A 24,798-nucleotide genomic window follows, 5' to 3' on the forward strand; every position below is an offset into this window, starting at 1 on the left:
ACCCCAGATATCGGCAGGATCGGGGCTCGCTTCCAATCAAACGTCGATCATGGCCCATAAGGAGGACTTATGCCGAATCTTGAGGCGCGACAGATTTCCCAGCTCCCTCCGCTGCAGGCGATCAGGGTGTTCGAGGCAGTGGCGCGGCATCTCTCCTTCACCAGGGCGGCCGAGGAACTCGGCATGACGCAAGCGGCGGCAAGCTATCAGATCAAGCTTCTGGAAGAGCGCGTCGGCGGCCCCTTGTTCCTGCGCCAGCCAAGGCAGATCGCGCTGACCGAGGCCGGGCAGCGCATGGCGCCTGCCGTCAGCGAGGCGTTTGCGTTGTTGAGCGGGGCCTATGCCGCCGCACGCACCGGCGCGGATAGCTTGCTGTGCGTCACCACAGTTCTGACCTTTGCCTCCAACTGGCTGGCGCAGCGCCTGGGCTCGTTCCAGATCGCCCATCCTGCGCTGGCGGTGCGGCTCGACACGTCGAGCCGGCTGACCGACTTCGCCCGCGAGGAAGTCGATCTCGCCATCCGCTCAGGCAGCGGCAATTGGCCAGGCTTGGAGGCCCACAAGCTTCTCGATGCGGATTTCACGCCGATGCTCAGTCCCAAACTGGCGGCGAGCATTGGTGGTGTGAAGGAGCCGGCCGATCTGCTGCGGCTGCCCATCCTCGACCCTGGCGACATCTGGTGGAAGGAATGGTTTGCTGCCGCCGGCGTGCATTCGCACGACCTCGCCAGCCGACCCGAGAGCCGCATGGGCGCGCAGGCCTATGAGGCCAATGCCGCCATCGCCGGCCATGGCGTGGCGATCCTGACCGGGTCGCTGTTCAAGGCCGAGTTGGCCGACGGCCGCCTGATCCAGCCCTTCGACCTGGTCGGCAACGACGGTCATGCCTATTGGCTGGTCTATCCCGAGACACGGCGCAACGCGCCGAAGATCCGCGCCTTTCGCGACTGGATCCTGACTGAGATCGCCCGCCAGTAGGCAGCCAGCTTTCCCGCGACTCGTCGCCGGGATCCGCAGCTTCCCTGCCGCGACATCCATCTTCCTACGTCCTCAAAGCGCCCGGCGCACGATGCCGCGCGGCTTCGTCGTGCTGCGTTGCAGCAACGAATCTGGCTTGACATATTTAACGCCAAGTGAGTAATTGCTCACAGCCAAGGCAAATGCTCATCTTGGTTTATGGGAGGAATTTGATGAAACTTCGCACGCTCACACTGGGCCTGTTGTCGGCCAGCGCTCTTGCGTTCGCCGCTCACGCCGAATCCATCACCATCGCCACCGTCAACAATGGCGATATGGTCCGCATGCAGAAGCTGACGGACGACTTCACCAGCAAAAATCCCGACATCCAGCTCAACTGGGTCACGCTCGAGGAAAACGTCCTGCGCGAGCGCGTCACCACCGACATCGCCACCAAGGGCGGCCAGTACGACGTGATGACCATCGGCACCTACGAGGTTCCGATCTGGGCCAAGCAGAGCTGGCTTCTGCCGCTCGACAAGCTCGGCGACGACTATGACGCCAAGGACATCATCCCGGCTATCGCCGGCGGTCTTTCGGTCGACGGCAAGCTCTATGCCGCGCCTTTCTACGGCGAAAGCTCCTTCGTCATGTACCGCAAGGACCTGATTGAGAAGGCCGGGCTGACCATGCCCGACGCACCGACCTGGGACTTCATCAAGCAGGCCGCCGAGAAGATGACCGATCGCGCCAATGGCGTGAACGGCGTCTGCCTGCGCGGCAAGGCCGGCTGGGGCGAGAACATGGCCTTCCTGACCGCCATGTCGAACTCCTTCGGCGCCCGCTGGTTCGATGAGAACTGGAAGCCGCAGTTCGACCAGCCGGAATGGAAGAACACGCTGCAGTTCTATGTCGACCTGATGAAGGCCGCTGGTCCGGAGGGCGCCTCGTCCAACGGCTTCAATGAAAACCTGGCGCTGTTCCAGCAGGGCAAGTGCGGCATGTGGATCGACGCCACGGTCGCTGCTTCCTTCGTCTCCGACCCGAAGGCATCCACCGTCGCCGACAAGGTCGGCTATGCGCTGGCGCCGGACAATGGCCTCGGCAAGCGCGGTAACTGGCTGTGGGCCTGGTCGCTGGCCATTCCCGCCGGCACCCAGAAGGCTGACGCGGCACAGAAGTTCGTGTCCTGGGCGACCAGCAAGGGCTATGCCGAGCTCGTCGCGTCGAAGGAAGGCTGGGCCAACGCACCGCCCGGAACGCGCTCCTCGCTCTATGCCAACCCCGAGTACCAGAAGGCAGCGCCCTTCGCCAAGATGACGCTGGACTCCATCAACGCCGCCGACCCGACGCATCCGACCGTCAAGCCGGTGCCCTATGTTGGCGTCCAGTTCGTGGCCATCCCCGAGTTCCAGGGTCTCGGCACCACCGTCGGTCAGCTCTTCTCGGCGGCACTCGCCGGCCAGTCGAGCGTCGACGATGCGCTGAAGCAGGCCCAGGACGCCGCCACCGCGGCGATGACCGAAGGCGGCTATATCAAGTAAGGCTCCTCCCGGTGCCGAAAGCCGGTCGCACACCATGACCGGCAGGGGCCGCCCGAATCCCAGTTCGGGCGGCCACCTTCAAAACCCGGGAAATTCTGGCACAACTCTGAAATCTGTCTGACCTTTGGAGGGTGACCGTCATGGCTACTCAGCAGACCCGCTCGCTTGCCCGCTTCATGATGGCGCCATCCGTGGTGCTGCTGTTCGTCTGGATGATTGTGCCGCTGGTCATCACCATTTGGTTCTCCTTCCAGCAGTACAACCCGCTCAACCCGATCCGCGATGGGTTCGTCGGCTTCTCGAACTACGCGCTTTTCTATTCCAACCCGGCCTTCCTGCAGTCGATCCTCAACACGCTTGTCCTCGTCGGCAGCGTTCTGTTGATCACGGTGATCGGCGGCATCGCGCTGGGGCTGCTGATCGATCAGCCGATGTGGGGACAAGGCATCGTCCGCATCCTCGTCATCTCGCCCTTCTTCGTCATGCCGCCGGTGGCCGCATTGGTCTGGAAGAACATGATCATGCATCCGCAATACGGCGTCTTTGCCGACATTGCGCGTTTCTTCGGCATGCAGCCGATCGACTGGTTCGGGCAGCATCCGATGCTGGCGATCATCATTATCGTCGCCTGGCAGTGGTTGCCCTTCGCGACGCTGATCCTGCTGACCTCCCTGCAGTCGCTTGACGGCGAGCAGAAGGAAGCCGCCGAGATGGACGGCGCCGGCTTCGTCAGCCGCTTCATCTATCTGACGCTGCCGCACATGTCGCGGGCGATCACCGTCGTCATCCTGATCCAGACCATCTTCCTGCTGTCGATCTATGCCGAAATCCTGGTCACCACCAATGGCGGCCCGGGCTACGCTTCCACCAACCTGCCTTTCCTCGTCTACCAGAAGGCATTGCTGGAGTTCAAAATCGGCCAGGCATCCGCCGGCGGTGTGATCGCCGTCATTCTCGCCAACATCGTCGCCTTCTTCGCCATGCGCGCCGTCGGCAAGAACCTGGACAAGTAAGGGAGGCTAAGATGGCACGTGCAGTCACCACCCAGCACAAGACGATCGCGACCGCGGCCGCATGGATCGTCGCGCTGCTGATCTTCTTCCCGATCCTTTACACGATCATCACCTCGTTCAAGTCTGAGCAGGAGGCGATCCAGGGCTTTGCCCTGATCCCGTCCGGGACCATCGAGAGCTATTCCGAGGTCCAGGCGCAGAGCGGCTACTTCAAGTTCTTCCTGAACTCGGTGCTGCTGTCGGTCGGCTCGACCATCCTCGCCCTGCTCGTCGCCATACCGGCGGCGTGGTCGATGGCCTTCTCGCCGACCAAGCGGACCAAGGACATCCTGATGTGGATGCTCTCGACCAAGATGATGCCGGCGGTCGCCGTGCTGTTCCCGATCTACCTGATCTTCCGCGACTCGGGCCTGCTCGACAGCCGCGCCGGCCTGATGGTCATGCTGATGCTGATCAACCTGCCGATCGTGGTCTGGATGCTCTACACCTACTTCCGCGAGATCCCCGGCGAGATCCTGGAAGCAGCGCGCATGGACGGCGCCTCGCTGTGGAACGAGATCGTCTATGTGCTGACGCCGATGGCGGTGCCAGGCATCGCCTCGACCATGCTGCTCAACATCATCCTGGCCTGGAACGAGGCATTCTGGACGATCCGGCTGACCACCACGGAAGCCGCACCGCTCACCGCCTTCATCAGCTCCTTCTCCAGCCCGCAAGGCCTGTTCTGGGCCAAGCTATCGGCAGCCTCGACGCTGGCGATCGCGCCGATCCTGATCATGGGCTGGTTCAGCCAGAAGCAGCTGGTGCGCGGCCTGACATTTGGCGCGGTGAAATAACAACGCCGCAGGCGGACGACGGACACCAATCCCCCGGGAGGAAACCATGGGAAACATCACGCTCAAGAACGTCTCCAAATCCTTTGGGTCGACGTCCATCATCCCCGGCCTCGACCTGGTCATCGAGAATGGCGAGTTCGTCGTCTTTGTCGGCCCGTCCGGCTGCGGCAAGTCCACGCTGCTGCGGCTGATCGCCGGCCTGGAGGACACCAGCGGCGGCACCATCAACATCGATGGCCGCGACGTGACCGGCGAGGCGCCGGCCAAGCGCAAGCTGGCCATGGTGTTCCAGTCCTACGCGCTCTACCCGCACATGACGGTGGCCAAGAACATCGCCTTCCCGCTCAAGATGGCGGGCGAAGACCAGGTGACCATCGACAAGAAGGTCAAGGACGCGGCGCGAATCTTGAACCTCACCAACTATCTCGAACGCCGGCCCGGCCAGCTCTCCGGCGGCCAGCGCCAGCGTGTCGCCATCGGCCGCGCTATCGTGCGCCAGCCTTCGGCCTTCCTGTTCGACGAGCCGCTCTCCAACCTCGACGCGGCACTGCGCGGCACCATGCGCCTCGAGATCAGCGAACTGCACCACCAGCTCAAGACGACGATGATCTACGTCACCCACGATCAGGTCGAAGCCATGACCATGGCCGACAAGATCGTCGTGCTCAATGCCGGCAATATCGAGCAGGTCGGCTCGCCGATGGAGCTCTACAAGACGCCCAGGAACCTGTTCGTCGCCGGCTTCATCGGCTCGCCGAAGATGAACCTGATCGAAGGCGCGTCCGCCGCCAAACATGGCGCCAAGACGATCGGCATTCGTCCCGAGCACCTGCAGATCTCGACCACGGCTGGCGAGTGGAAAGCGACCGTCGGCGTTGCCGAGCATCTCGGCTCCGACACCTTCCTGCACGTCCAGGCCGACGGTGTCGGGCCGCTGACGGTACGCGCCGACGGCGAGCTCGCCGTCCATCACGGCGACACCATCCACCTGACCCCGGACAAGGCCAAGCTGCATCGCTTCGGCCCCGACGGGAAGGCGATGTAAGCATGCGCCTGGCCGGCAAATCGGCGCTGATCACCGGGTCGGCGCGCGGCATCGGCAAGGCCTTCGCCGAAGCCTATGCGCGCGAGGGCGCTATCGTTGCGATTGCCGACATCAACCTCGAAGCCGCCGAGAAGACGGCTTCGGAGATCGGCGGGAAGGCCTATGCGATCAAGCTTGATGTCAGCGACCTCGCTTCGATCGAAGCGGCGGTGAAGGCGGTCGAGACCAGGACGGGTGGGCTCGACATATTGATCAACAACGCCGCTCTGTTCGACCTCGCCCCGATCGTCGAGATCACCAAGGCAAGTTACGACAAACTGTTTTCGGTCAATGTCGCCGGCACGCTGTTCATGCTGCAGGCGGCAAGTCGATCGATGATTGCACGCGGCAAGGGCGGCAAGATCATCAACATAGCAAGCCAGGCCGGCCGGCGCGGTGAGGCGCTGGTCGCCGTCTACTGCGCCACCAAGGCCGCCGTCATCTCGCTCACCCAGTCGGCGGGGCTCGACCTCATCAAGCACCGCATCAACGTCAATGGCATCGCACCGGGCGTCGTCGACAGCGACATGTGGGATGATGTCGATGCGCTGTTCGCCAAATACGAGAACCGGCCGAAGGGCGAGAAGAAGAGACTGGTCGGCGAGAGTGTGCCTTACGGCCGCATGGGCAAAGCGGAAGACCTGACCGGCATGGCCGTGTTCCTGGCCAGCGAGGACGCCGAATACATCGTCGCCCAGACCTACAATGTCGACGGCGGACAGTGGATGAGTTGAGGGGGCGAAGGCGCTCTTCTCCCCGTACCTCCGCGGGGAGAAGACGCCGGGATCGCGAAAGCCGGGTTCGGCCAAAGGGTAAAAGCAGATGACCGTGAAACTCTCGTCTTCCATTCTCACCAAGCTTCCCTCGGAGGTCGCCGGCCCGAAATACGTTCGCTCGGCACTCAAGGCCGGCATCGTGCATTTCGGCGTCGGCAACTTCCATCGCTCGCATCAGGCAGTCTATCTCGACGATCTGTTCAATGCGGGCCTTGGCCACGACTGGGCGCTGGTCGGCGCCGGCGTCTTCGAGGGCGAGAAGGTCGGCCGCGGCAAGCTGCAGGAACAAGACTGGCTGACCACCGTGGTCGAGCAGGACTCTGGCCATATGAGCGCCCGCGTCACCGGCGTCATGATCGACTTCCTGATGCCGGGCGATGCGGCTGGTATCATCGAGCGGCTTGCCGATCCGGCGATCAGGATCGTTTCGCTGACCATCACCGAAGGCGGCTATTTCATCGACCCGGCCTCCGGCGTGTTCAACCCGACCCATCCCGATATCGTTGCCGATGCGCAGGCTGGGGCGACGCCGAAGACCGTTTTCGGCCTGATCCTCGCCGGCCTGATGCGCCGCCGCAGCGACGGTGTCGTGCCTTTTACCGTCATGTCCTGCGACAACATCCCACACAACGGCCACGTCACCTCCGACGGCGTCATCGGCCTTGCCCGCCTGATCGACGAGGACCTCGCCAATTGGGTCAGCGACAACGTCGCCTTTCCGAACGGCATGGTCGACCGTATCACGCCGGCCACCACCGACCGCGAGCGTGGCATCCTGGCCAGCGATTTCGGTTTGGAGGACAATTGGCCGGTGTTCTGCGAACCGTTCAAGCAGTGGGTCCTTGAGGATCATTTCACCGACGGCCGCCCACCGCTGGAAAAAGTCGGCGTGCAGTTCGTCAAGGATGTCGCGCCCTACGAGCTGATGAAGATCCGCATTCTCAATGGCGGCCATGCGACGATCGCCTATCCGGCTGGACTGATGGACATTCATTTCGTGCATGAGGCGATGCAGGAGCCGCTGGTGCGCGGCTTCCTCGCCAAGCTTGCGCGGGACGAGATCATCCCGACCGTGCCGCCCGTGCCGGACACCGTGCTGGAAGACTATTATCAGCTCATCGAGCGCCGTTTCTCCAACCCGAAAATCGGCGACACCATCCGCCGGCTTTGTCTCGACGGCTCCAACCGCCAGCCGAAATTCATCATCCCGGCCATCGCCGACCGGCTGAAGGCGGGAAAGAGCGTCGCTGGGTTGGCGCTGGAATCGGCGCTCTGGTGCCGCTACTGCTTCGGCACCACCGACAGCGGCGCCGTCATCGAGCCCAACGACCCGAACTGGGACCGGCTGCAGGCGGCGTCGCGGACCGCTAAGGACGCGCCATCCGCCTGGCTTGCCATGGAGGACATCTATGGCGATGTCGGCCGCTCGCCGGTCTTCGCCGCAGCGTTCGCGCATGCGCTCAAAATTTTATGGGCGAACGGCGCGCGCACGACGCTGACGCGCTATCTCGTCGGCCAGCTCTGACGCCGGTTGGACGCATCGAATGACGCCCGAACTGGTCATCTTCGACTGTGACGGCGTCCTGGTCGACAGCGAGGCGCTCTCCGTCTCGGCGCTGCTCGGCATGATCGCGCTTGCCGGCGGCGCCGTCAGCGAGGATCAGGCCTACGAGCATTTCCTCGGCAAGAGTATGAAGAGCGTCCGCGAGATCCTCGGCCGCGACTTCGGGCTCTACATCACCGACCAGCAACTGACCGCGATGCGCGTTGAACTGATGCGCCGGTTCCGCGAGGAGCTGCAACCGATTCCTGGCATCAAGGACGTGCTGCCGAAGCTTGGCGTGCCGTTCTGCGTCGCTTCCTCCGGCACGCTCGAGCGCATCAGCTATGCGCTCGACGTCACCGGATTGCTCGGCCTTCTGCAGCCGCATCTGTTCAGCGCCACCATGGTGGCTAGAGGCAAGCCGTCGCCGGACCTTTTCCTCCACGCGGCCGCCAGCATGCGCGCCCATCCGCGCAAATGCCTCGTCATCGAGGACAGCCCGGCCGGCATTGCCGCAGCGCGGGCGGCGGGCATGCGCGTCTTTGCCTTCACCGGCGGCTCGCATGCCGGCAACCCGGCATTGAAAGCGCGGCTTGCGTCGAGTGAACCGGACTTTATATTCGCTGACATGCTGCAATTGCCCGATCTGATTGCAGGCCTGGGAGCGAGAGTAAAAGCATCTTGACCAACAGTTTCGTTTGCGCGGTCGATGTCGGCACCGGGAGCGCCCGTGCGGGCATTCTCGACACCAAGGGTACCTTGCTTGGCCGCGCCGATCACCCGATCGCCATGAACCAGCCCAGGGCCGATCACGCCGAGCATGATTCGCAGGATATCTGGTCGGCGGTGTGCATCGCCGTGCGCGCCGCCCGGCAAAAGGCCGGCGTGGCGGCGGGCGACATTGTCGGCATCTCCTTCGATGCCACCTGCTCGCTCGTGGTGCGCGACAGGCAAGGTGGCCAGCTCAGCGTGTCGGTGACCGGGGAGCGGCGCTGGGACACCATCGTCTGGCTCGACCATCGCGCCATCGCCGAGGCCGATGAATGCACGGAAAGCGGCCATGTGGTGCTCGACTATATTGGTGGCGTCATGTCGCCCGAGATGGCGACGCCGAAGCTCATGTGGCTGAAGCGCTATTTGCCGGGGACATGGAATGAAGCCGGCTCTCTATTCGACCTCACTGATTTCCTGACCTGGAAGGCGACCGGATCGCTGGCGCGCTCGCAATGCACACTGACCGCCAAATGGACCTATCTGGCGCATGAAAAGACCGGTTGGAGGCGCGATTTCTTCGAGACGGTCGGTCTTGGTGATCTTTTCGAGCATGGCAATTTGCCGGAGAAGGCCAGTCCGGTCGGCGCCGACATCGGCCCGCTCAGCGCCGAAGCGGCGGCGGAGCTTGGCCTGACGGAGAAATGCCGGGTCGGTGCCGGCGTCATCGATGCCTATGCCGGCGCGCTCGGCGTGCTTGGCGGCTTTGCCGGCGACGACAGCAATATCAGCCGCCATCTGGCTCTGATCGCCGGCACCTCCTCCTGCGTCATGGCGATGTCGCCCGATCCGCAACCCTTCGCCGGCGTCTGGGGACCATACTATGGCGCGGCACTGCCAAAACTCTGGCTGTCGGAAGGCGGCCAGTCGGCAACCGGCGCGCTGCTTGACCATATCATCCGCTGGCACGGGGCCGGTGGCGAGCCTGATGCCGCCATGCACGCAAAGATCGCGCGCCGCGTCGCTGAATTGCGCGCCACCGAGGGCGAGGCTCTCGCGGCAAGGCTGCATGTGCTGCCGGATTTCCACGGCAACCGCTCACCATTAGCCGACCCGCACGCCGTCGGCGTCGTCAGCGGCCTGACGCTCGATTCCTCCTTCGACAGCCTGTGCAAGCTCTACTGGCGCACCGCCGTCGGCATCGCGCTCGGCGTGCGCCACGTGCTGGAAGCGCTGAACGAGAACGGCTACCTGATCGATACGCTGCACGTCACCGGCGGCCACACCAAGAACCCGCTTTTGATGGAGCTCTATGCCGACGCCACCGGCTGCACGGTGGTCGAACCGCTGGCCGACGAGGCGGTGCTCCTCGGTACCGGCATGGTCGCCGCCACCGCCGCCGGGCTTTTCCCCGACCTGAACGCTGCCTGCGTCGCCATGCAGCAGGGCGGCAGGAAACGCGCCGCCAACCCGGCCGCGGGCACCCGCTTCGACCGCGACTACCGCATCTTTCTCGAGATGCACCGCCAGCGGCAGGCGCTCGACGCCATCGGCTAGAGCAATTCCAGGAAAAGTGTGAAACGGTTTTCCGTCCGGAATTGCGTCAAACAAACAGATAGAGCGGTTCTGCGTTTCCGTAAAAAGGGAAAACCGCTCTAGGCAAGCTCTGGCTCAATAGCTGCCCGCTCCTCCTCCCTTGCCTTCATGTCGCATTTCGTTCAATAGACGGCGCAAACGCTGCGAAACCGAAGGTTTTGCCGTTTGACGTGCGGCTTCCGGGCAGGGTCCCGACGCGCCGCAATCGGAAAGAGCAGGACAATGTCTGCGATCGAAGCCGGCGCTTGCGCGCCGGAAAATCTTTGGCGTCAGGAAATCAGGGCGACGCTGGCGCTCGCCTGGCCGATGGTGCTGACCAATCTCGGCCAGACCGCGATGACTGCCACCGACGTCATGATGATGGGCCGGCTTGGGCCCGATACGCTGGCCAGCGGCGCGCTCGGCGCCAACCTCTATTTCATGCCGCTGATCTTCGGCCTCGGCCTGATGCTGGCGACCTCGCCGATGATGGCGACCGAGCTCGGCCGCCGCGGCTATTCAGTGCGCGATCTGCGCCGCACCGTGCGGCAAGGGCTGTGGCTGGCGATCCTGATCTCGGTCCCGATCTGGATTTTCCTCTGGCACGGCGAGGCAATTCTGCTGGCCATGGGCCAGGAACCAGCGCTGGCGCACCAGGCCGGCGTCTATTTGCGCTGGCTGGAATGGGCGGTGCTGCCTTTCTACGGCTATATCGTGCTGCGGTCCTTCATCTCGGCGCTGGAGCGGCCGGGCTGGGCGCTGATCATCGTCTTCGTCGCGGTTGTCTGCAACGTCTTCTTCAACTGGGTGTTCATGTTCGGCAATCTCGGTGTCACCTCGATGGGCATTGCCGGCTCCGGTCTCGCCACGACGCTCTCCAGCATGCTGATGTTTTGCGGCATGGTGGCGGTGGTGATGCTGGAGAAGAAGTTCCGCCGCTACCAGCTTTTCGGTCGCTTCTGGCGCGCCGACTGGCCGCGCTTCAAGGGCCTGCTGCGGCTCGGCATGCCGATCGCCGGCCTCCTCGCCTTCGAGGTGACGATCTTCAACGCGGCGGCGCTGCTGATGGGCCTGATCGATGTGGATTCGCTGGCAGCACACGCCATCGCCATCCAGATCGCCTCGATCTCCTTCATGGTGCCGCTCGGCCTCAACCAGGCCGTCACGGTACGGGTCGGCCTTGCCCATGGTGCGGGCAATCCGGAAGGGGTTTCCCGCGCCGGCTGGACCGCCTTCGTCATCGGCGTCTCGTTCATGGCGCTGACGGGCCTCGTGATGATCCTGTGGCCGCATCTGTTGATCAGTGCCTTCATCGACCTAGGCAATCCGGCCAATGCTAGGGTGATCGCGCTTGCCGTGTCTTTCCTTGCGTTTGCGGCACTGTTCCAGATCTTCGACGGCGCGCAGGCGGTGGCCGCCGGCATGCTGCGCGGCCTGCACGACACCAAGGTGCCGATGATCTATGCCGCGATCGGCTATTGGGGTATAGGCCTGCCGCTCGGCGTGCTGCTCGCCTTCCATTCCGGCTTCAACGGCGTCGGCATCTGGATCGGCCTGTCGTCGGGGCTGGCCGTTGTGGCCGCAATGCTTCTGGCACGCTGGCTACGGCGCGACCGCATCGCGCCGTCGCTCGCCTTCGGGCATTGAAAAACAAAGCGGCCGCCGGACAGGTTCCGGCGGCCGCATTGTTTTCGCGGTCCGCTCAGTTGCCGTCCGACGACATCGCGCCGAGCAGCCTGCGGATATCGCCGAACCTGGCGATGGCGCCGAACACAAGTGCGGCCACCGCGACGAAGAACACCGACACCGAGGCCATGGTCGGCGTATAGCCGTAGCGCAGCGCGTTGAAGATCTTGATCGGCAGCGTCTCGGTGGTGAAGCCGATCGTCATGTAGGCGACGATATATTCGTTGAGCGACAGCACGAAGGCGAATGCATAGCCCGAGACGAGGTAGGGCAGGATCAGCGGCAGCACCACCGTCTTCAGCACTGTGCGGTCGTCGGCGCCCATGGTGGCGGCGGCTTCGACGAGCGAGCGGTCGATCGAGGCAAAGCCCAGCGACAGCGTCACCAGCGGCAGCGTCACGAAGAAGATCGCATGGCTGATGATGGCGGTGAAGAACTGGCCGAAGAGCCCGACCGTTGCCCAGAAGCTGAGGAAGCCGAGCGCCGTGATGACAGGCGGCAGGATGAAAGGCGCGAGCCCCAGCACCTGGAAGATGTTCGCCCAGGGCGCGATGCGCCGCCACAGGAACCAGGCCAGCGGCAAGGCGACAGCGACGGCAATTGCGGCAGAACAGAGGGCAAGCGTCACCGAATGGATCAGCGCCAGCCGCCATTCCGGGTCGGTGAAGATCTGTCCGTACCACGCCAGCGAGAAGCCGACCGGCGGGAAAGCCAGATCCTGTTTCTCGTTGACCGAGACGCCGGCGACGACGATGAGCGGCGCCGCCAGGAACAGCGCGACGATGGCGAAATAGAAGCGGCGAAGCCAGGTCTCGGTCACAGCGCGTTCTCCTTGCGTCCGACGAGCAGCGTCATTCCAACCAGCGCCAGCGAGATCAGCACCAGGAACACCGCCATCGCCGCGGCAAAAGGCATGTTGGATTGGTAGATCGCCTGGTCGGTGATCAGCACCGACAGCGTCCAATGCTGCGGCCGTCCCAGGATCTGTGGCAACAGATAGGAACCGAGCGCAAAGACGAAGACCATGATCAGCGTCGCCACGATGGTGTTTCGGAGCGCCGGCGCCACGACGTTGAAGAAGGCCCGAACCGGCGAGGCGCCGAGCGTGCGTGCCGCCTCAAGCAGTGTCGGGTCGAGACGCACGAGGGCGGGGTAGAGCACCAGTATGGTGTAAGGCAGCGCCTGGTAGACCATGCCGGTCAGCACCGCGCCGAAGGTCGGCAGCAGCGCCACCGGCTTGTCCATCAGCCCGATCGCCACGAACAGATTGGTGATGCCCGCGGTGCGCGAAAACAGCGTCGACCAGGCAAAGCCGATGATGACTTCCGACAGCGATAGCACCGACAACAGCCCGACCAGCCACAGCGTCTGCACGCGGCGCGGCCGCCGGGTCAAAAGATAGGTGAAGGGAAAGGCGATGGCGACGCAGCAGATGGCGACCAGCACCGCCAGCATCAGCGAAAAGCCGAGCACGCCGCCGAAGAACACCGACAGGAAGCGTGCGTAATTATCGAACACGAAATCCGGCGTGTAGAAGCCGGACGGATTGCGCTTGAAGAAGCTCACCGCAATCATCGTCGAGAACGGCACGACGAAGAAGACGATGAGCATCAGCGCCGGAAAGAACAGCGGCGTGTAGTCGGCTACCGACTTTGGAGCTTCGCGTCTCATGAGCCGAGCACCACGCAGCTTTCGGGCGGCAGCGTGACGCCGACCTTGGCGCCAACTGGCACGTCGTGCCGCTCGCGCGGCGTCGTCACGGCGATGATGCTGGTGCCGCCGACCTCGACGAAGGTCTCGATGGTGCCGCCGAGATCGCGCACGAAACTCACCTCGCCGGTGATCGCCGATCCGCCGGGAGCGCCCAGATGCACGTCCTCGGGACGGATCGACACCGAGGCCTTGGTTTGCCCGGCCGGCATGGTAAGGCCGGGAATAGCGGTGCCGAGGATGGTGGTGCGACCGGCGCTGTCGGCTTCCGCCGGCAACAAATTGGTGATGCCGATGAAGTCGGCGACGAAGGCGTCGGCCGGCTTGCGGTAGATCTCGATCGGCGGCGCTGCCTGCAGGATCTTGCCATGGCCCATGACCACGACGAGGTCGGCCATGGTCATCGCTTCGCGCTGGTCGTGGGTGACGACGATGGTGGTGATGCCGAGCCGCTGCTGCAGTTGGCGCAGTTCCACCTGCATGGCCTCGCGCAATTTGGCGTCGAGCGCCGAGAGCGGCTCGTCGAGCAGGAACAGTTTCGGCGACAGCGCAAGCGCACGGGCGATCGCCACGCGCTGGCGCTGGCCGCCCGACAGTTTCGCCACCGGGCGATCGGCAAAGCCGGGCAGGTGGATCAGGCTCAGCAACTCGTCGACGCGTTTCTTTTGGTCTTCCTTGGAGGCGCCGCGAATGCGCAGCGCATAGGCGATGTTGTCGCCGACGGAGAGATGCGGGAACAGCGACAGCGACTGGAACACCATGCCGAGATTGCGCTTGTGCGTCGGCAGCGGCGTGATGTCCTCTCCGTCGAGCACGATGGCGCCGCTGGTCGGCTCCTCGAGCCCGGCAATCATGCGCAGCAGCGTGGTCTTGCCGCAGCCCGATGGCCCGAGCAGGCAGACGAAAGTGCCGTGCGGCACGTTGAGCTGGACATTGTCGACGGCGGCGAAGCTGCCGAATTTCTTGGTGATGGCGTTGATGTTCAATCCGGACATGACTCACCCCTCTCAGGCATTGCACTGCAAGGGCCGCCGGAGGCTATCCGGCGGCCGGTCAGGTTAATGCAGGTCGGCTTAGCCGACGATCAGCTCGGTCCACTTCTGGTTGATCCAGTCGGCCTTCGACGTATAGAGGTCGTAGCGCGGGATGATCGGCTCGATGTCCGACGACACCGCGGCGAACTCTTCCGGCTTGAGGTCGAGCACCTCTTTCTTGAGCGTCGGCGTCGTGCCGACCTTGCGCGACATGAGGCCCTGCATCGAGGGTTGGCTCATATAGTCGATGAAGGCATGCGCCTCATCGACCTTGGTCGAGGCGCGCGACAGCACCCAGTTGCCGGAATCCTGGATGCCGCCTTCCTTCGGGAAGGTCGAGCGGACATGGAAGCCGTCGGCGGCCGCGAGCCCGGTGACATCGTGATAATACTGGCCCATCGGGATCTCGCCCGACTTCAAGGCCTGCTCGAACTGCGCCTCGTCGCGGTACCAGAGGCGGACATTCGGCTTGACCTCGGCGAGCTTCTCGAACGCCTTGTTCAGTCCGTCCTCGGTGTCGAGTGCGTTGGTGCCGCCCATGAAGGTCTTGGCGGTCACTTCGAGCAGGAACGAGTTGGAGGCAAGCGCCAGCAGGCCGAGCTTGTCTTCGTTCGCCTTGTCCCACAGTGCGGCCCACGATGTCGGCGCGTCCTTGTAGACGTCGGTGTTGGTGACCAGCGTGATCCACCAGGCAACGGCGCCGATGCCGGCAACGCGGCCATCCGGATACTTGCTGACGAAGCGAGGCAGCAGGTCGTTATAGTGCTTGAACTTCGATGTATCGAGCGGCGTCCACAATTCGGTCGACTGGCCCTTTATCGTTGAGGCCTGCGACATCATCGAAAGGTCTGCCGGCGCCTGGCCGGCCTTGGCCGCCTGTTCGAGCTGCACCAGCCAGGCCTCGCCGGTCGGCTCGGCGACCGACTCCACCACGATGCCGGTCGCCTTGGTAAAATCCGGGAAGACATGCTCGTCGAAGGATTTCTTGAAGTAGCCGCCATAGACGCCGACCTTCAGCGACTTGTCCTGCGCCCGCAGGATCGACGGCATGGCGAGCATGCCTGCCGTTGCGAGGCCGGCGCCAAGCACGCCGCGTCGTGTCAGGGATTTTCCAATCAGTCTGTTCATCTCGTTTCTCCTCGGTTGATGCCGGCTAACCGGCGGGTTCCCGTCAGTGGGCCGCCGCTCGTTGTTCGAGTGTGCGGGCATATTGCGTCAGTGGAAAGCACACGACGAAGAAGATCAGCGCCACCAGCCCGTAGACCTTGAACGGCTCGAAGGTGGCGTTGTTGATGGCGTTCGACGTCCTGACCAGTTCCTCGAAGCCGATGATCGAGGTCAGCGCCGTCGATTTGATCAATTGCACCAGGAAGCCGACGGTCGGCGCGCGGGTGATCGAGAACGCCTGCGGCAGGATGATCAACCTCAGCTCCTGCAAATAGTGCAGGCCCAGGCTGGCGCCGGCATCCCACTGTCCCTGCGGCAGCGCAGCGACGCCGCTGCGCCATATCTCGGCCAGATAGGCGCTGGCGAAGAAGGTGAGGCCGAGCACCGCCGCCGTCCACGGCTCGATGCGCAGGCCGAGCATCGGCAGGCCGAAGAACATCAGGAACAGCTGCATCAGGAGCGGCGTTCCCTGGAACAGCGCGATGTAGCCGGAAGCAATCCGCCGGCTCCATTTGTTCTTGGCGATCCTGAAGAACAGCACGACGAGGCCGACCAGCGCACCGCCGACGAAAGCGGCAAGCGACAGCAGAACTGTCCAGCGGGCGGCGAGCACCAGGTTGCGCAGAATATCCCAGAAGGTGAATTCGATCATGACACACCGGCTCCCAGAACGCGGCGTCCGCCTGACACCAGCAGCCGGCGCAGCCCCATCGACAGCGCCAGATAGACCATCGTCACCACGAAATAGGTTTCGAAGGCGCGGAAGGTGCGTGCCTGCAGCATGTCTGCCTCGTAGGTCAATTCCCGCACGGCGATCTGCGACACGACAGCGGATTCCAGCATCATGATGACGACCTGGCTGGTCAACGCCGGGTAGATCACCTTGAGCGCCTGCGGCAGCACGATCTTGACGAACACCTGGCGCGGCCTGAGCCCGAGCGCCAGTGCTGCTTCCGTCTGTCCGCGCGGCACCGCGTCGAGCCCGGCGCCGACGATTTCGATCGTGTAGGCCGCCATGTTGAGCGTCATCGCCAGCATGGCGGCCAGGATCGGATCGAGCCTGATGCCGAGGCTGGGCAGGCCGAAGAAGATGAAGAAGAGCTGCACCAGGAACGGCGTGTTGCGCATCACCTCGACATAAACGCCGATCGCCCGCTTCAGCAGCAGCGGGCCGTTTCGCCTGCCGGCCGCGCCCAGGATGCTGAGCAGCGTTCCCACGAACGTGGCCACGACGATCAACAGGATCGTCGTGGCCGCGCCGCGCGCGATCGCGCCCACAGCACCCGCAAGCCAGCCGAAGTCGAGGCTGTAGCCCATGACGATAGGTCCCGTCCGGAATTGCGTAAAAACAGATACTTAGAGCGGGTCGGCGATTCATCAGAAGCTGAACCGCTCTAGGTATCAACGACTCTGGGCTCAATCCTTGAGGTTGTCTGGATTGAGCGGCGTCTTCAGCCAGGCCTTCGAGCTCTCATCCAGCTTGCCGTCGGCCAGCATCTTGGCGACCGCGTCGTTGACCGCCTGCTTCAGCCGGTCCTCGTTCTTGTTGAGGCCGATATGCGAGGGCGAGGTGAGCAACTGGAACTTCTGCTCCGGCTGCAGCGCGTCCTGCTTGGCCAGCACCTGGGCGCCGACGTCGTTGCCGACCACCATCAGCTGGGTCTGGCCGGAGATGAAGGCCTGGATGACGGCGTTGTAGTTGTCGAAGCGGCGGATGTCGGACGAAGCGGGCGCCGCCTCGGTCAGCGAGGTGTCCTCCAGCGTGCCGCGATTGACGGCGATCGACTTGTCGGCGAGATCTTCCTTGCCTTTGACTGCAAGGGCGGCCGGGCCGATGACGGCGATGTAGTATGGCGCGTAGGCAGCGGCGAAATCGATCACCTGCTCGCGCTCCTTGGAGTAGCCGACGCTCATCAAAATATCGACGCGTTTGTCGGTCAGATACGGGATGCGGTTCTGGCCGGTGACGCTGACCAGGTTGAGCTTGACCTTCAGGGAATCGGCGATGGCCTGCGCCACGTCGATGTCATAGCCCTTGATGCTCATGTCGGCGCTGGCCGAGGAGAAGGGCGGGAAGTCGGAGAAGATGCCGACATTGATCGCGCCGACCTTGGCGATGTCGTCGACCGCATCGGCATTGGCCTGCGTGGTGAAACCAAAGCCGGTCGCGCCGAGCATCAGCGCGGCGGCAATGGATGATTTGAGCTTCATGTGAAAAGTCATTGTCGTTCCCCTGCTGGAAGCTTGTTTGTTTGAGGTCGGCCGCCGGCTCCAGCGCGGCGGCCGCCTTCGATTTGTCAGTTCGTCAGGATCCCTTGCTGGTGATCGCCGGGCTGAACACCATCAGGCTCAGGATCTCGAACAGAATCTGAGCGCCGACATGAGCGGTGTTGGTGGTCGCGTCATATTGCGGCGCCACCTCGACGACGTCGCCGCCGACGATGTTGAGACCCTTGAGGCCGCGCAGCAGTTCGAGCACCTCGCGCGTCGTCAGCCCGCCGATCTCCGGCGTGCCGGTGCCCGGCGCGAAGGCCGGATCGACGCTGTCGACGTCGAAGGAGATGTAGGTCGGGCCGTCGCCGACAATCTTGCGCGCCTTCTCGATGATGGCGGGGATGCCGAGGCCGGTCACCTCTTCGGAATGCACCACGGTCATGCCGGATTCGTAGCTGAACTCCCATAGATACTCGGCCGCGCCGCGGATGCCGATCTGGATGGTGCGCGACGGGTCGAGCACGCCGTCCAGCACTGCGTTGCGGAACGGCCCGCCATGATGGAACTTGGTCAGGTCGAACAGGCCGCTGGTGTCGCAGTGGGCGTCGATATGGATCATGCCGACCGGCGCCTTCTTGCCGACCGCCTTCAGGATCGGATGGCTGATCGAATGGTCGCCGCCGACTGAAAGCGGGATCACGCCGGCATCGACGATCTGGTTGGTGCGGCGCTCGATGTCGTCATGGCTGGCCTCCAGCCGGTAGCGGCTCTGGAACGGTACGTCGCCGATGTCGGCGACCCGAAGCTCATGCGTCGGCGCGCATTCCAGTACGTGGTTGTAAGGGCCGATGCGCTCGATGGCGCGCAGCGCCCGCGGCCCGAAGCGCGAGCCCGGCCGGTTGGTGACGCCGAGATCCATCGGCACGCCGATGATCGCCACCTGCAGGTCGCCGAAGTCCGGATTGTCGGCGGCAATTTCGCGATAGGGTGCTGCAAGGAAGGTCGGGATGCCGGAATAGGGCGCCAGCCTTGTGCCGCTCTTGGAGAAGATCTTGTCGGCGACCTTGCGGAATTTCGGGTCGAACATCTCGCCGCCATGGCCCTCGCCATATTTGCGACGCAACGCTTCGAGCTTGCCGCGATCATAACCCATGTCGGTCTCCTCCTGTCTGAATGATGACTCGAAAGGCCTCGGCGACGCTTGGCGAACTGACCACCATCCGGCCGGACCGCTGTCCCGCTCTGGCTGCCTTCGAATTTCACGTCTTGATGCTGCTCTGGTCCAAAGTGTCCGGCAGCTGGATTGAAAAATCAATTGATATTGTTAGTGTGATTGTTGTGAGAAAATCTCACAATCAATTTGGCGCGCGATCTTGTCCGAAAACCGGCCTCGGGATCGTGCTTAGCGAGTGCCGATGGCCAAGCGTCTGCCCCCGTTGAATCCGCTGCGCGCCTTCGAGGCTACGGCGCGCCACGCCTCGCTGACCAAGGCGGCGACCGAGCTCAATGTCACCCACGGTGCCGTCAGCCACCAGATCAAGGCGCTCGAGCAATCGCTCGGCGTCAAGCTGTTCGAGCGCGCCGGACAGCGGGTGAAACTCACGCCGCATGGTGCCGAACTCTTGCCGGCGGTGTCGACCGCCTTCGACGGCATCGCCGCCGCCACCCAGCGCATGACCAGGCCGGCCAGTGCCGGCACGCTCTCGGTCTCCTGCGTGCCGGCGCTGCTGCTTTTGTGGATGGCGCCCCGGCTCGGCAGCTTCATGTCACAATATCCCGACATCAGGCTGACGCTCGTCCCGTCCAACGACCCCAGGGACATCCGCGCGCCGCACATCGATGTCTGCGTGCATTATGGCGACGGCAGCTGGAGCGACTGCTGGATGCGCAAATGGTCGGGCCTGGAGCTGTTCCCGGTGGTCAGCCCGACGCTGATCAACAACCGTCCGATCCGCACCGTCCGCGATCTCGCCGACCATGTCTTCCTGCACGGCGATGACGGCCGCGAATGGCACACCTGGCTGGCCGCCGCCGATGGGCTCGACCTGGAGCGCGGCCGCCGCCACCATCTCGGCGATGCCCGCACCGCGACCGAGGCGGCGGTGCACGGCCATGGCGTGGCGCTAGGCGATTCCGTGACGGCAAGCACGCTGCTCGCCAGGGGCCTGCTGGTCGCGCCGTTCAGCCTGTCGGTGCCGGCGGTCGACGATTTCTACGTCGTCTGCCGCAACGAGATGCGCTCGGCACCGATCGTGCAGCTGTTCATCGACTGGCTGTTTGCCGAGAAGGAGCAGGCCGACGGCCGCGCCGACGCTCCGGTGGCCGGCCGCATCGGCATCCGCAGGAAGCGTCCGGCATTGCGCGTCATCGGCGCCAAGACCGCATCCTGAGCTGGACTGGAGCGGTTCTTTTTGTCGGGCCAGCCTGGAAAGCGGGCAGCGCTTTCAAAAATTCAATGCTAAGAGGCAATTGCAGGGAGCGAGCAGCGAGGGCGACGGCAAGACATGGCAAAGACCGATATTGCGCGGCGTGTCTACAACCACACCTGGAAGCTCGACCCGATCGTCCGCAGCCTGCTCGACACCGATTTCTACAAGCTTTTGATGCTGCAGATGATCTGGGGCATGTATCCCAAGGTCGACACCACCTTCTCGCTGATCAATCGCACCACCTCGGTGCGTCTTGCCGAGGAGATCGACGAAGGTGAACTGCGCGACCAGCTCGACCATGCCCGCACCTTGCGCTTCTCCAAGAAGGAGATGATCTGGCTGGGCGGCAACAATTTCTATGGCCGCAAGCAGATCTTCGAACCGGAATTCCTCGCCTGGCTGGAAGACTTCCAGCTGCCCGAATACGAGCTGTCCAGGCGCGACGGCCAGTATGAGCTGAGCTTCAGCGGCCCTTGGATGTACACGACGCTGTGGGAGATCCCGGCGCTCGCCATCATCAACGAAATGCGCTCGCGCGCCGCCATGCGCGCTTTCGGCCCCTTCGCGCTCGACGTGCTTTATGCCCGCGCCAAGGCCAAGATGTGGGCCAAGACCGAGCGGCTGAAGGCCTTGCCGGGCATCCGCATCTCCGACTTCGGCACGCGCCGCCGCCATTCCTTCCTGTGGCAGCGCTGGTGCGTCGAGGCACTCAAGGAAGGCATCGGCGAGGCCTTCACCGGCACCTCCAACGTGCTGTTGGCCATGGACAACGACCTCGAGGCGCTGGGTACCAACGCACACGAACTGCCGATGGTGTTTGCCGCCCTCGCCAATTCGGAAAAGGAACTGAAACAGTCGCCCTACAAGGTGCTGCAGGACTGGCAGCGCTACTATGGCGGCAATCTGTTGATCGTGCTGCCCGACGCCTTCGGCACCGCATCCTTCCTGCGCGATGCGCCGGATTGGGTCGCCGACTGGACCGGCTTCCGCCCCGACAGCGCGCCGCCGATCGAAGGCGGCGAGAAGATCATTTCCTGGTGGCGCGAGAGAGGCAAGGATCCCAGGCAGAAGCTGCTGATCTTCTCCGACGGGCTCGAGGTCGAGACCATCGAGGAGACCTACCGCCACTTCAAGGGCAAGGTGCGCATGTCCTTCGGCTGGGGCACCAATTTGACCAACGATTTCGAAGGCTGCGCGCCAACGGAGACCAACAGCCTCGATGCGATATCGCTGGTCTGCAAGGTCACCGAGGCCAATGGCAGGCCGGCGGTCAAGCTGTCGGACAATCCGGCCAAGGCGACCGGCGATCTGAAGGAGATCGAGCGGTATCTCAGGATTTTCGGGGCGAAGGATCGCGTGGAGCAGCTGGTCAAGGTGTGAGGGAGGCCACCGGTGCTGAATCCGGCATCTCCGCAGGTTGGCAATTGTGGATAGGCTGAGTTCCGTCGCGCCCCCCTCTGTCCTGCCGGACATCTCCCCCACAAGGGGGGGGATTGGCTGCCATCGCGGCTTTCGCCAATCTCCGACGTTGCAAGAAAGGCGCCGATCGCGCGAACTGCCGATCTCCCCCCAAGTGGGGGAGATGTCCGGCAGGACAGAGGGGGGCGCCGTAGAGCACTGCCGCCTCCTGCTCTGTTGCTTTACAGGCATTGCCGCACTCTCGCCCACCGCCGCCTTCGCCCACGCCTCCGACCGCGGCCACGTGCTCCTTCTCCCTACCGGCTACTACATCGCCGGCGGAGCGCTGGCCGTTGCCGTCAGCTTCCTTATTCTGGCCTTGCTGCCACCGGACGCCCTCGATCGCTTCTGGCGCCGACGCCTGCCACTCTTCGTCTTCGGTGACGGTCTTCGCACCACCATCAGCCTGATCTCCTTCGCCGGCTTCGCAATCCTAGTCACCGCAGGCCTGTTCGGCAGCCGCGACCCACTCTCCAACCCGCTGCCCCTCGTCATCTGGACACTGCTGTGGGTGGGCTTGGCCATGTTGCAGGGGCTGCTCGGCGATCTCTGGTCGTGGCTCAATCCCTGGTATGCGCCATGGCGCATCATCAGTCGCCTGATCGGGCGCGAAGAAGAGGCGCAGGAAATGCGGCCGCTAACATGGCTCGGCAGCTGGCCGGCCGTCATCCTGTTCTGCGCCTTCGCCTGGTTCGAGCTGATCGACCCGGCGCCAGACGATCCGGCACGCCTGGCCTTTGCCGCCGGCCTCTACTGGCTGCTGAGCTTCATCGCCATGCTGGTCTTCGGCTATCGCGGCTGGAGCCAACGCGGCGAGTTCCTCACGGTCTTCTTCGCCATGGTGGCGCGTTTCGCCCTCCTTGAGCGCAATGAAGACGGGCGCGATGGAGACGGGCGGCTCAATCTCTGCTGGCCAGGCGCCAAGCTGTTGGCGGCCGAACCGCTGCCACCCAGCGGCGTCGCCTTCCTGCTGTTGGCGCTGTCGTCGGTCTCTTTCGACGGCCTGTCCAAAACCTTCTTCTGGCTCGGCCTGTTCGGCATCAATCCGCTCGAATATCCGGGCCGCACGGCGCTGGTCGGCATCGGCAGTTTCGGCCTTGTGCTGACATTCGTGCTGCTGGCAGCGGCATTCATGCTGGCCGTCATCCTCGGCCGATACCTCGCCGGCAGCCGGCATTCCCTCGGCGAGGCGGCGGGTCTGTTGGTCTGGTCGATCGTGCCGATCGCGCTCGCCTATCATATCGCGCATTATCTTACGGCACTGCTGGTCGACGGCCAGTATGCGATTGCCGCCCTTTCCGACCCGTTTGCGCTGGGCTGGAACCTCTTTGGCACCTCTGAAATGCAGATCGAAGCCGGCGTCGTTGCCGGCGCCGACTCGGCCTGGTGGCTGTGGAATCTGCAGGCCGGCATCATCATCGCCGGCCACATGCTGGCCGTGCTCGTCGCTCACGGTCTCGCCTGGCGGCTGCACCCGATTCCCGCCCGCGCCGCGCTCAGCCAGTTGCCGCTCACGGTGCTGATGATCGCCTATACCGTCTTCGGCCTTTGGTTGCTTGCCACGCCGACCGCGGGATGAGACGAGGCGACCAACATCCTTTGGGGAAAGCTCGCTTGCCACGCCGGGGCTTTGGTGATTTAGTTTGTACACATGCAATTTTTCATCCTCTGACGGAGGATGAATGAGCCGCCTTATCGCTGGTCAAGACTGAAAAACAGGGGAACGGACATGGCTGACAAGAACGGATTTTTCGACCTCTCCAGGACCACTCTTTCTCGCCGCACCGCGCTGAAGGGCCTTGCCGCCGGCGCCGGCCTCGCAGTCGCTCCGGGCTTTGTCCGCTACAGCCAGGCGCAGAGCTCGGCACCGGTCAAGATCGGCTTCCAGTCGCACCGCACCGGCATCGGCGCCGCCTATGGCCGCTGGTATGAGAAGACCACCGCAGCCGCCGTCAAAGCCATCAACGATGCCGGTGGCATCAATGGCCGTCCCGTCGAAGTCATTATCGAGGACGACGGCACCGACCCCGCCCGTGGCGCCGAAGTGGTCGGCAAGTTCGCCACCCAGCACAAGACCGACATAGTCTTCGGCACGCTGTTCTCGCATGTCGTTATCGGCTCGGCACCGGCCGCCGGCGAGGCCAAGATCCCGTATTTCGTCGTCAGCGAAGGCCATCACGTCGCTTCGACCAAGCTCAACCGCTACGTCTTCCAGCCGGGCATCACCGATGTGAAGAGCCAGATCCAGTCGATGGCGCCGTGGATCGCCGCCAATGCCGGCAAGAAGGTGACGCAGATATTCCCGGATTTCGCCTTCGGCTACGACCACCGCGACTACCTGCCGCCGGCGCTGAAGGCTCAAGGCGCGGATGTCATCGCCCAGATCGCCATCCCGCCGACGGAATCCTCCTTCACCAAATATTTTCCGCAGATTCCGGCCGAAACCGAGGTGATCTATCACGTCATGGTCGGCCCGGCGGTGCTCACCTTCGTCAAGGAGCTCGGCGAGTTCTACGGCTCCAACCGGCCGCAACTGTTTGGCTTCATGGATTCGCTGGAAGCCACCGACATCAACAGCCCCGGGCTGGAATTCCTCGACGGCAGCCATTTCTGGGAAGGCTCGCCGCGCTATGCGCAGCCGGATGATTCCGCCGCGCAGAAGGCCTACCGCGCCGCCGTCGGCATCGACGACAATGGTGCGGCTGTCGGCGACCCCAAGGATGTCTCCACCGCCTCGCACATGTTCGGCTGCTGGGAAACGCTCTACGTCGTCAAGAAGGCGATGGAAGATGCCGGCTACAAAGGGCCGGAAGACCGCGCCAAGCTGGTCGAGGCGACCGAGGCGCTGACCGAGTTCGCCGAGGGCCCGGAGCACCCGCAGGGGCCAAAAACCTTCAACGGCAAGATCCACCAGTGCTTTGGCATCCAGAACATCTCCAAGGTCGAAGGCGGCAAGCTCAAGGTCGTCCACAAGACCAAGATCGAGGACGGCCTCTACGAACCGGAAGGGGATTATACGACGCAGGCGCTGTGAGGCGCCTCATCCTCCCCCTTGTGGGGA

Annotated in this window: 22 protein-coding genes; 14 read left to right on the forward strand and 8 right to left on the reverse strand. The window is 63.8% G+C overall.

Annotated features, from left to right (window positions below):
* Positions 1–69: 69 nt before the first annotated feature.
* The 10 genes from gcvA (ACSQ3Z_RS05340) (at position 70) to ACSQ3Z_RS05385 (ending at position 11,686) form a co-directional block, all read left to right on the forward strand.
* Positions 70–978 (forward strand): transcriptional regulator GcvA, encoded by a 909-nt coding sequence (gcvA, locus tag ACSQ3Z_RS05340; protein ID WP_436170302.1) that lies wholly within the window; start codon positions 70–72, stop codon positions 976–978.
* A 212-nt stretch (positions 979–1,190) separates the two neighbouring features.
* Complete coding sequence (locus ACSQ3Z_RS05345; protein ID WP_436170303.1) at positions 1,191–2,501, forward strand: ABC transporter substrate-binding protein; 1,311 nt, start codon at positions 1,191–1,193, stop codon at positions 2,499–2,501.
* A 140-nt stretch (positions 2,502–2,641) separates the two neighbouring features.
* Positions 2,642–3,514: a carbohydrate ABC transporter permease gene (locus ACSQ3Z_RS05350; protein ID WP_436170304.1), complete on the forward strand. Its 873-nt coding sequence runs from the start codon at positions 2,642–2,644 to the stop codon at positions 3,512–3,514.
* An 11-nt stretch (positions 3,515–3,525) separates the two neighbouring features.
* A complete protein-coding gene (locus ACSQ3Z_RS05355) occupies positions 3,526–4,350 on the forward strand; it encodes a carbohydrate ABC transporter permease (protein WP_120011784.1) in 825 nt (274 codons plus the stop codon).
* Positions 4,351–4,396: 46 nt separating this feature from the next.
* Positions 4,397–5,395 carry an ABC transporter ATP-binding protein gene (locus ACSQ3Z_RS05360; RefSeq protein ID WP_436170305.1) on the forward strand — a complete coding sequence of 333 codons (999 nt, stop codon included), beginning with the start codon at positions 4,397–4,399 and terminating at the stop codon, positions 5,393–5,395.
* Positions 5,396–5,397: 2 nt separating this feature from the next.
* On the forward strand, positions 5,398–6,168 hold the full coding sequence (locus ACSQ3Z_RS05365) for an L-iditol 2-dehydrogenase (RefSeq protein WP_436170306.1): 771 nt from the start codon (positions 5,398–5,400) through the stop codon (positions 6,166–6,168).
* A gap of 88 nt (positions 6,169–6,256) precedes the next feature.
* Complete coding sequence (locus ACSQ3Z_RS05370) at positions 6,257–7,735, forward strand: mannitol dehydrogenase family protein (RefSeq protein ID WP_436170307.1); 1,479 nt, start codon at positions 6,257–6,259, stop codon at positions 7,733–7,735.
* 19 nt (positions 7,736–7,754) lie between these two features.
* Positions 7,755–8,438, forward strand: a complete 684-nt coding sequence (locus ACSQ3Z_RS05375) for an HAD family hydrolase (RefSeq protein ID WP_436170308.1) — start codon at positions 7,755–7,757, stop codon at positions 8,436–8,438.
* Positions 8,435–10,021, forward strand: a complete 1,587-nt coding sequence (locus ACSQ3Z_RS05380) for an FGGY-family carbohydrate kinase (RefSeq protein WP_436170309.1) — start codon at positions 8,435–8,437, stop codon at positions 10,019–10,021. Before ACSQ3Z_RS05375 ends, ACSQ3Z_RS05380 begins: the two co-directional genes overlap by 4 nt.
* A 261-nt stretch (positions 10,022–10,282) precedes the next feature.
* Positions 10,283–11,686, forward strand: a complete 1,404-nt coding sequence (locus ACSQ3Z_RS05385) for an MATE family efflux transporter (protein WP_436170310.1) — start codon at positions 10,283–10,285, stop codon at positions 11,684–11,686.
* Positions 11,687–11,741: 55 nt separating this feature from the next.
* On the opposite strand, the gene ACSQ3Z_RS05390 is transcribed toward ACSQ3Z_RS05385, so the two are convergent.
* The 8 genes from ACSQ3Z_RS05390 to speB all read right to left on the reverse strand — a co-directional run bounded on the left by ACSQ3Z_RS05390 (position 11,742) and on the right by speB (position 19,003).
* Positions 11,742–12,545 (reverse strand): ABC transporter permease, encoded by an 804-nt coding sequence (locus ACSQ3Z_RS05390; protein WP_436170311.1) that lies wholly within the window; start codon positions 12,543–12,545, stop codon positions 11,742–11,744.
* Positions 12,542–13,396 (reverse strand): ABC transporter permease, encoded by an 855-nt coding sequence (locus ACSQ3Z_RS05395; protein WP_436170312.1) that lies wholly within the window; start codon positions 13,394–13,396, stop codon positions 12,542–12,544. Before ACSQ3Z_RS05395 ends, ACSQ3Z_RS05390 begins: the two co-directional genes overlap by 4 nt.
* Positions 13,393–14,430, reverse strand: coding sequence for an ABC transporter ATP-binding protein (locus tag ACSQ3Z_RS05400; protein WP_436170313.1), 1,038 nt, complete (start codon positions 14,428–14,430; stop codon positions 13,393–13,395). Before ACSQ3Z_RS05400 ends, ACSQ3Z_RS05395 begins: the two co-directional genes overlap by 4 nt.
* A 78-nt stretch (positions 14,431–14,508) precedes the next feature.
* Positions 14,509–15,597, reverse strand: a complete 1,089-nt coding sequence (locus ACSQ3Z_RS05405; RefSeq protein ID WP_436170314.1) for an ABC transporter substrate-binding protein — start codon at positions 15,595–15,597, stop codon at positions 14,509–14,511.
* 43 nt (positions 15,598–15,640) lie between these two features.
* Complete coding sequence (locus ACSQ3Z_RS05410) at positions 15,641–16,288, reverse strand: amino acid ABC transporter permease (RefSeq protein WP_436170315.1); 648 nt, start codon at positions 16,286–16,288, stop codon at positions 15,641–15,643.
* Entirely contained in the window at positions 16,285–16,953 is a 669-nt protein-coding gene (locus ACSQ3Z_RS05415) for an amino acid ABC transporter permease (protein WP_436170316.1), read from the reverse strand. The genes ACSQ3Z_RS05410 and ACSQ3Z_RS05415 overlap by 4 nt, the downstream gene beginning before the upstream one ends.
* Positions 16,954–17,052: 99 nt before the next feature.
* On the reverse strand, positions 17,053–17,859 hold the full coding sequence (locus tag ACSQ3Z_RS05420; protein ID WP_436170317.1) for a transporter substrate-binding domain-containing protein: 807 nt from the start codon (positions 17,857–17,859) through the stop codon (positions 17,053–17,055).
* A gap of 82 nt (positions 17,860–17,941) precedes the next feature.
* On the reverse strand, positions 17,942–19,003 hold the full coding sequence (gene speB / locus ACSQ3Z_RS05425; RefSeq protein ID WP_436170318.1) for an agmatinase: 1,062 nt from the start codon (positions 19,001–19,003) through the stop codon (positions 17,942–17,944).
* A 262-nt stretch (positions 19,004–19,265) separates the two neighbouring features.
* Here speB and gcvA (ACSQ3Z_RS05430) point away from each other — a divergent pair, with 262 nt between their 5' ends.
* The 4 genes from gcvA (ACSQ3Z_RS05430) to ACSQ3Z_RS05445 all read left to right on the forward strand — a co-directional run bounded on the left by gcvA (ACSQ3Z_RS05430) (position 19,266) and on the right by ACSQ3Z_RS05445 (position 24,771).
* Positions 19,266–20,240 carry a transcriptional regulator GcvA gene (gene gcvA, locus ACSQ3Z_RS05430; protein WP_436170319.1) on the forward strand — a complete coding sequence of 325 codons (975 nt, stop codon included), beginning with the start codon at positions 19,266–19,268 and terminating at the stop codon, positions 20,238–20,240.
* Positions 20,241–20,354: 114 nt separating this feature from the next.
* Positions 20,355–21,659 (forward strand): nicotinate phosphoribosyltransferase, encoded by a 1,305-nt coding sequence (gene pncB, locus ACSQ3Z_RS05435; RefSeq protein ID WP_436170320.1) that lies wholly within the window; start codon positions 20,355–20,357, stop codon positions 21,657–21,659.
* 202 nt (positions 21,660–21,861) lie between these two features.
* Entirely contained in the window at positions 21,862–23,316 is a 1,455-nt protein-coding gene (locus ACSQ3Z_RS05440) for a hypothetical protein (RefSeq protein ID WP_436170321.1), read from the forward strand.
* A 150-nt stretch (positions 23,317–23,466) separates the two neighbouring features.
* Entirely contained in the window at positions 23,467–24,771 is a 1,305-nt protein-coding gene (locus ACSQ3Z_RS05445; RefSeq protein WP_436170322.1) for an ABC transporter substrate-binding protein, read from the forward strand.
* The last annotated feature ends 27 nt before the right edge of the window (positions 24,772–24,798 follow it).

The sequence above is a fragment of the Mesorhizobium sp. LjNodule214 genome (assembly GCF_964252735.1).
Classification (GTDB): Bacteria; Pseudomonadota; Alphaproteobacteria; order Rhizobiales; family Rhizobiaceae; genus Mesorhizobium.

Bases quoted from the DNA above. Each gene is read 5' to 3' on its own strand.
- ACSQ3Z_RS05395 (WP_436170312.1), bottom strand. From the start codon at position 13,396: ATGAGACGCGAAGCTCCAAAGTCGGTAGCCGACTACACGCCGCTGTTC.
- gcvA (WP_436170319.1), top strand. From the start codon at position 19,266: ATGGCCAAGCGTCTGCCCCCGTTGAATCCGCTGCGCGCCTTCGAGGCT.
- ACSQ3Z_RS05445 (WP_436170322.1), top strand. From the start codon at position 23,467: ATGGCTGACAAGAACGGATTTTTCGACCTCTCCAGGACCACTCTTTCT.
- ACSQ3Z_RS05400 (WP_436170313.1), bottom strand. From the start codon at position 14,430: ATGTCCGGATTGAACATCAACGCCATCACCAAGAAATTCGGCAGCTTC.
- ACSQ3Z_RS05410 (WP_436170315.1), bottom strand. From the start codon at position 16,288: ATGATCGAATTCACCTTCTGGGATATTCTGCGCAACCTGGTGCTCGCC.
- ACSQ3Z_RS05385 (WP_436170310.1), top strand. From the start codon at position 10,283: ATGTCTGCGATCGAAGCCGGCGCTTGCGCGCCGGAAAATCTTTGGCGT.
- ACSQ3Z_RS05350 (WP_436170304.1), top strand. From the start codon at position 2,642: ATGGCTACTCAGCAGACCCGCTCGCTTGCCCGCTTCATGATGGCGCCA.
- ACSQ3Z_RS05345 (WP_436170303.1), top strand. From the start codon at position 1,191: ATGAAACTTCGCACGCTCACACTGGGCCTGTTGTCGGCCAGCGCTCTT.
- ACSQ3Z_RS05375 (WP_436170308.1), top strand. From the start codon at position 7,755: ATGACGCCCGAACTGGTCATCTTCGACTGTGACGGCGTCCTGGTCGAC.
- speB (WP_436170318.1), bottom strand. From the start codon at position 19,003: ATGGGTTATGATCGCGGCAAGCTCGAAGCGTTGCGTCGCAAATATGGC.
- pncB (WP_436170320.1), top strand. From the start codon at position 20,355: ATGGCAAAGACCGATATTGCGCGGCGTGTCTACAACCACACCTGGAAG.
- ACSQ3Z_RS05440 (WP_436170321.1), top strand. From the start codon at position 21,862: ATGTCCGGCAGGACAGAGGGGGGCGCCGTAGAGCACTGCCGCCTCCTG.
- ACSQ3Z_RS05355 (WP_120011784.1), top strand. From the start codon at position 3,526: ATGGCACGTGCAGTCACCACCCAGCACAAGACGATCGCGACCGCGGCC.
- ACSQ3Z_RS05420 (WP_436170317.1), bottom strand. From the start codon at position 17,859: ATGACTTTTCACATGAAGCTCAAATCATCCATTGCCGCCGCGCTGATG.
- ACSQ3Z_RS05415 (WP_436170316.1), bottom strand. From the start codon at position 16,953: ATGGGCTACAGCCTCGACTTCGGCTGGCTTGCGGGTGCTGTGGGCGCG.
- ACSQ3Z_RS05365 (WP_436170306.1), top strand. From the start codon at position 5,398: ATGCGCCTGGCCGGCAAATCGGCGCTGATCACCGGGTCGGCGCGCGGC.
- ACSQ3Z_RS05360 (WP_436170305.1), top strand. From the start codon at position 4,397: ATGGGAAACATCACGCTCAAGAACGTCTCCAAATCCTTTGGGTCGACG.
- ACSQ3Z_RS05405 (WP_436170314.1), bottom strand. From the start codon at position 15,597: ATGAACAGACTGATTGGAAAATCCCTGACACGACGCGGCGTGCTTGGC.
- gcvA (WP_436170302.1), top strand. From the start codon at position 70: ATGCCGAATCTTGAGGCGCGACAGATTTCCCAGCTCCCTCCGCTGCAG.
- ACSQ3Z_RS05370 (WP_436170307.1), top strand. From the start codon at position 6,257: ATGACCGTGAAACTCTCGTCTTCCATTCTCACCAAGCTTCCCTCGGAG.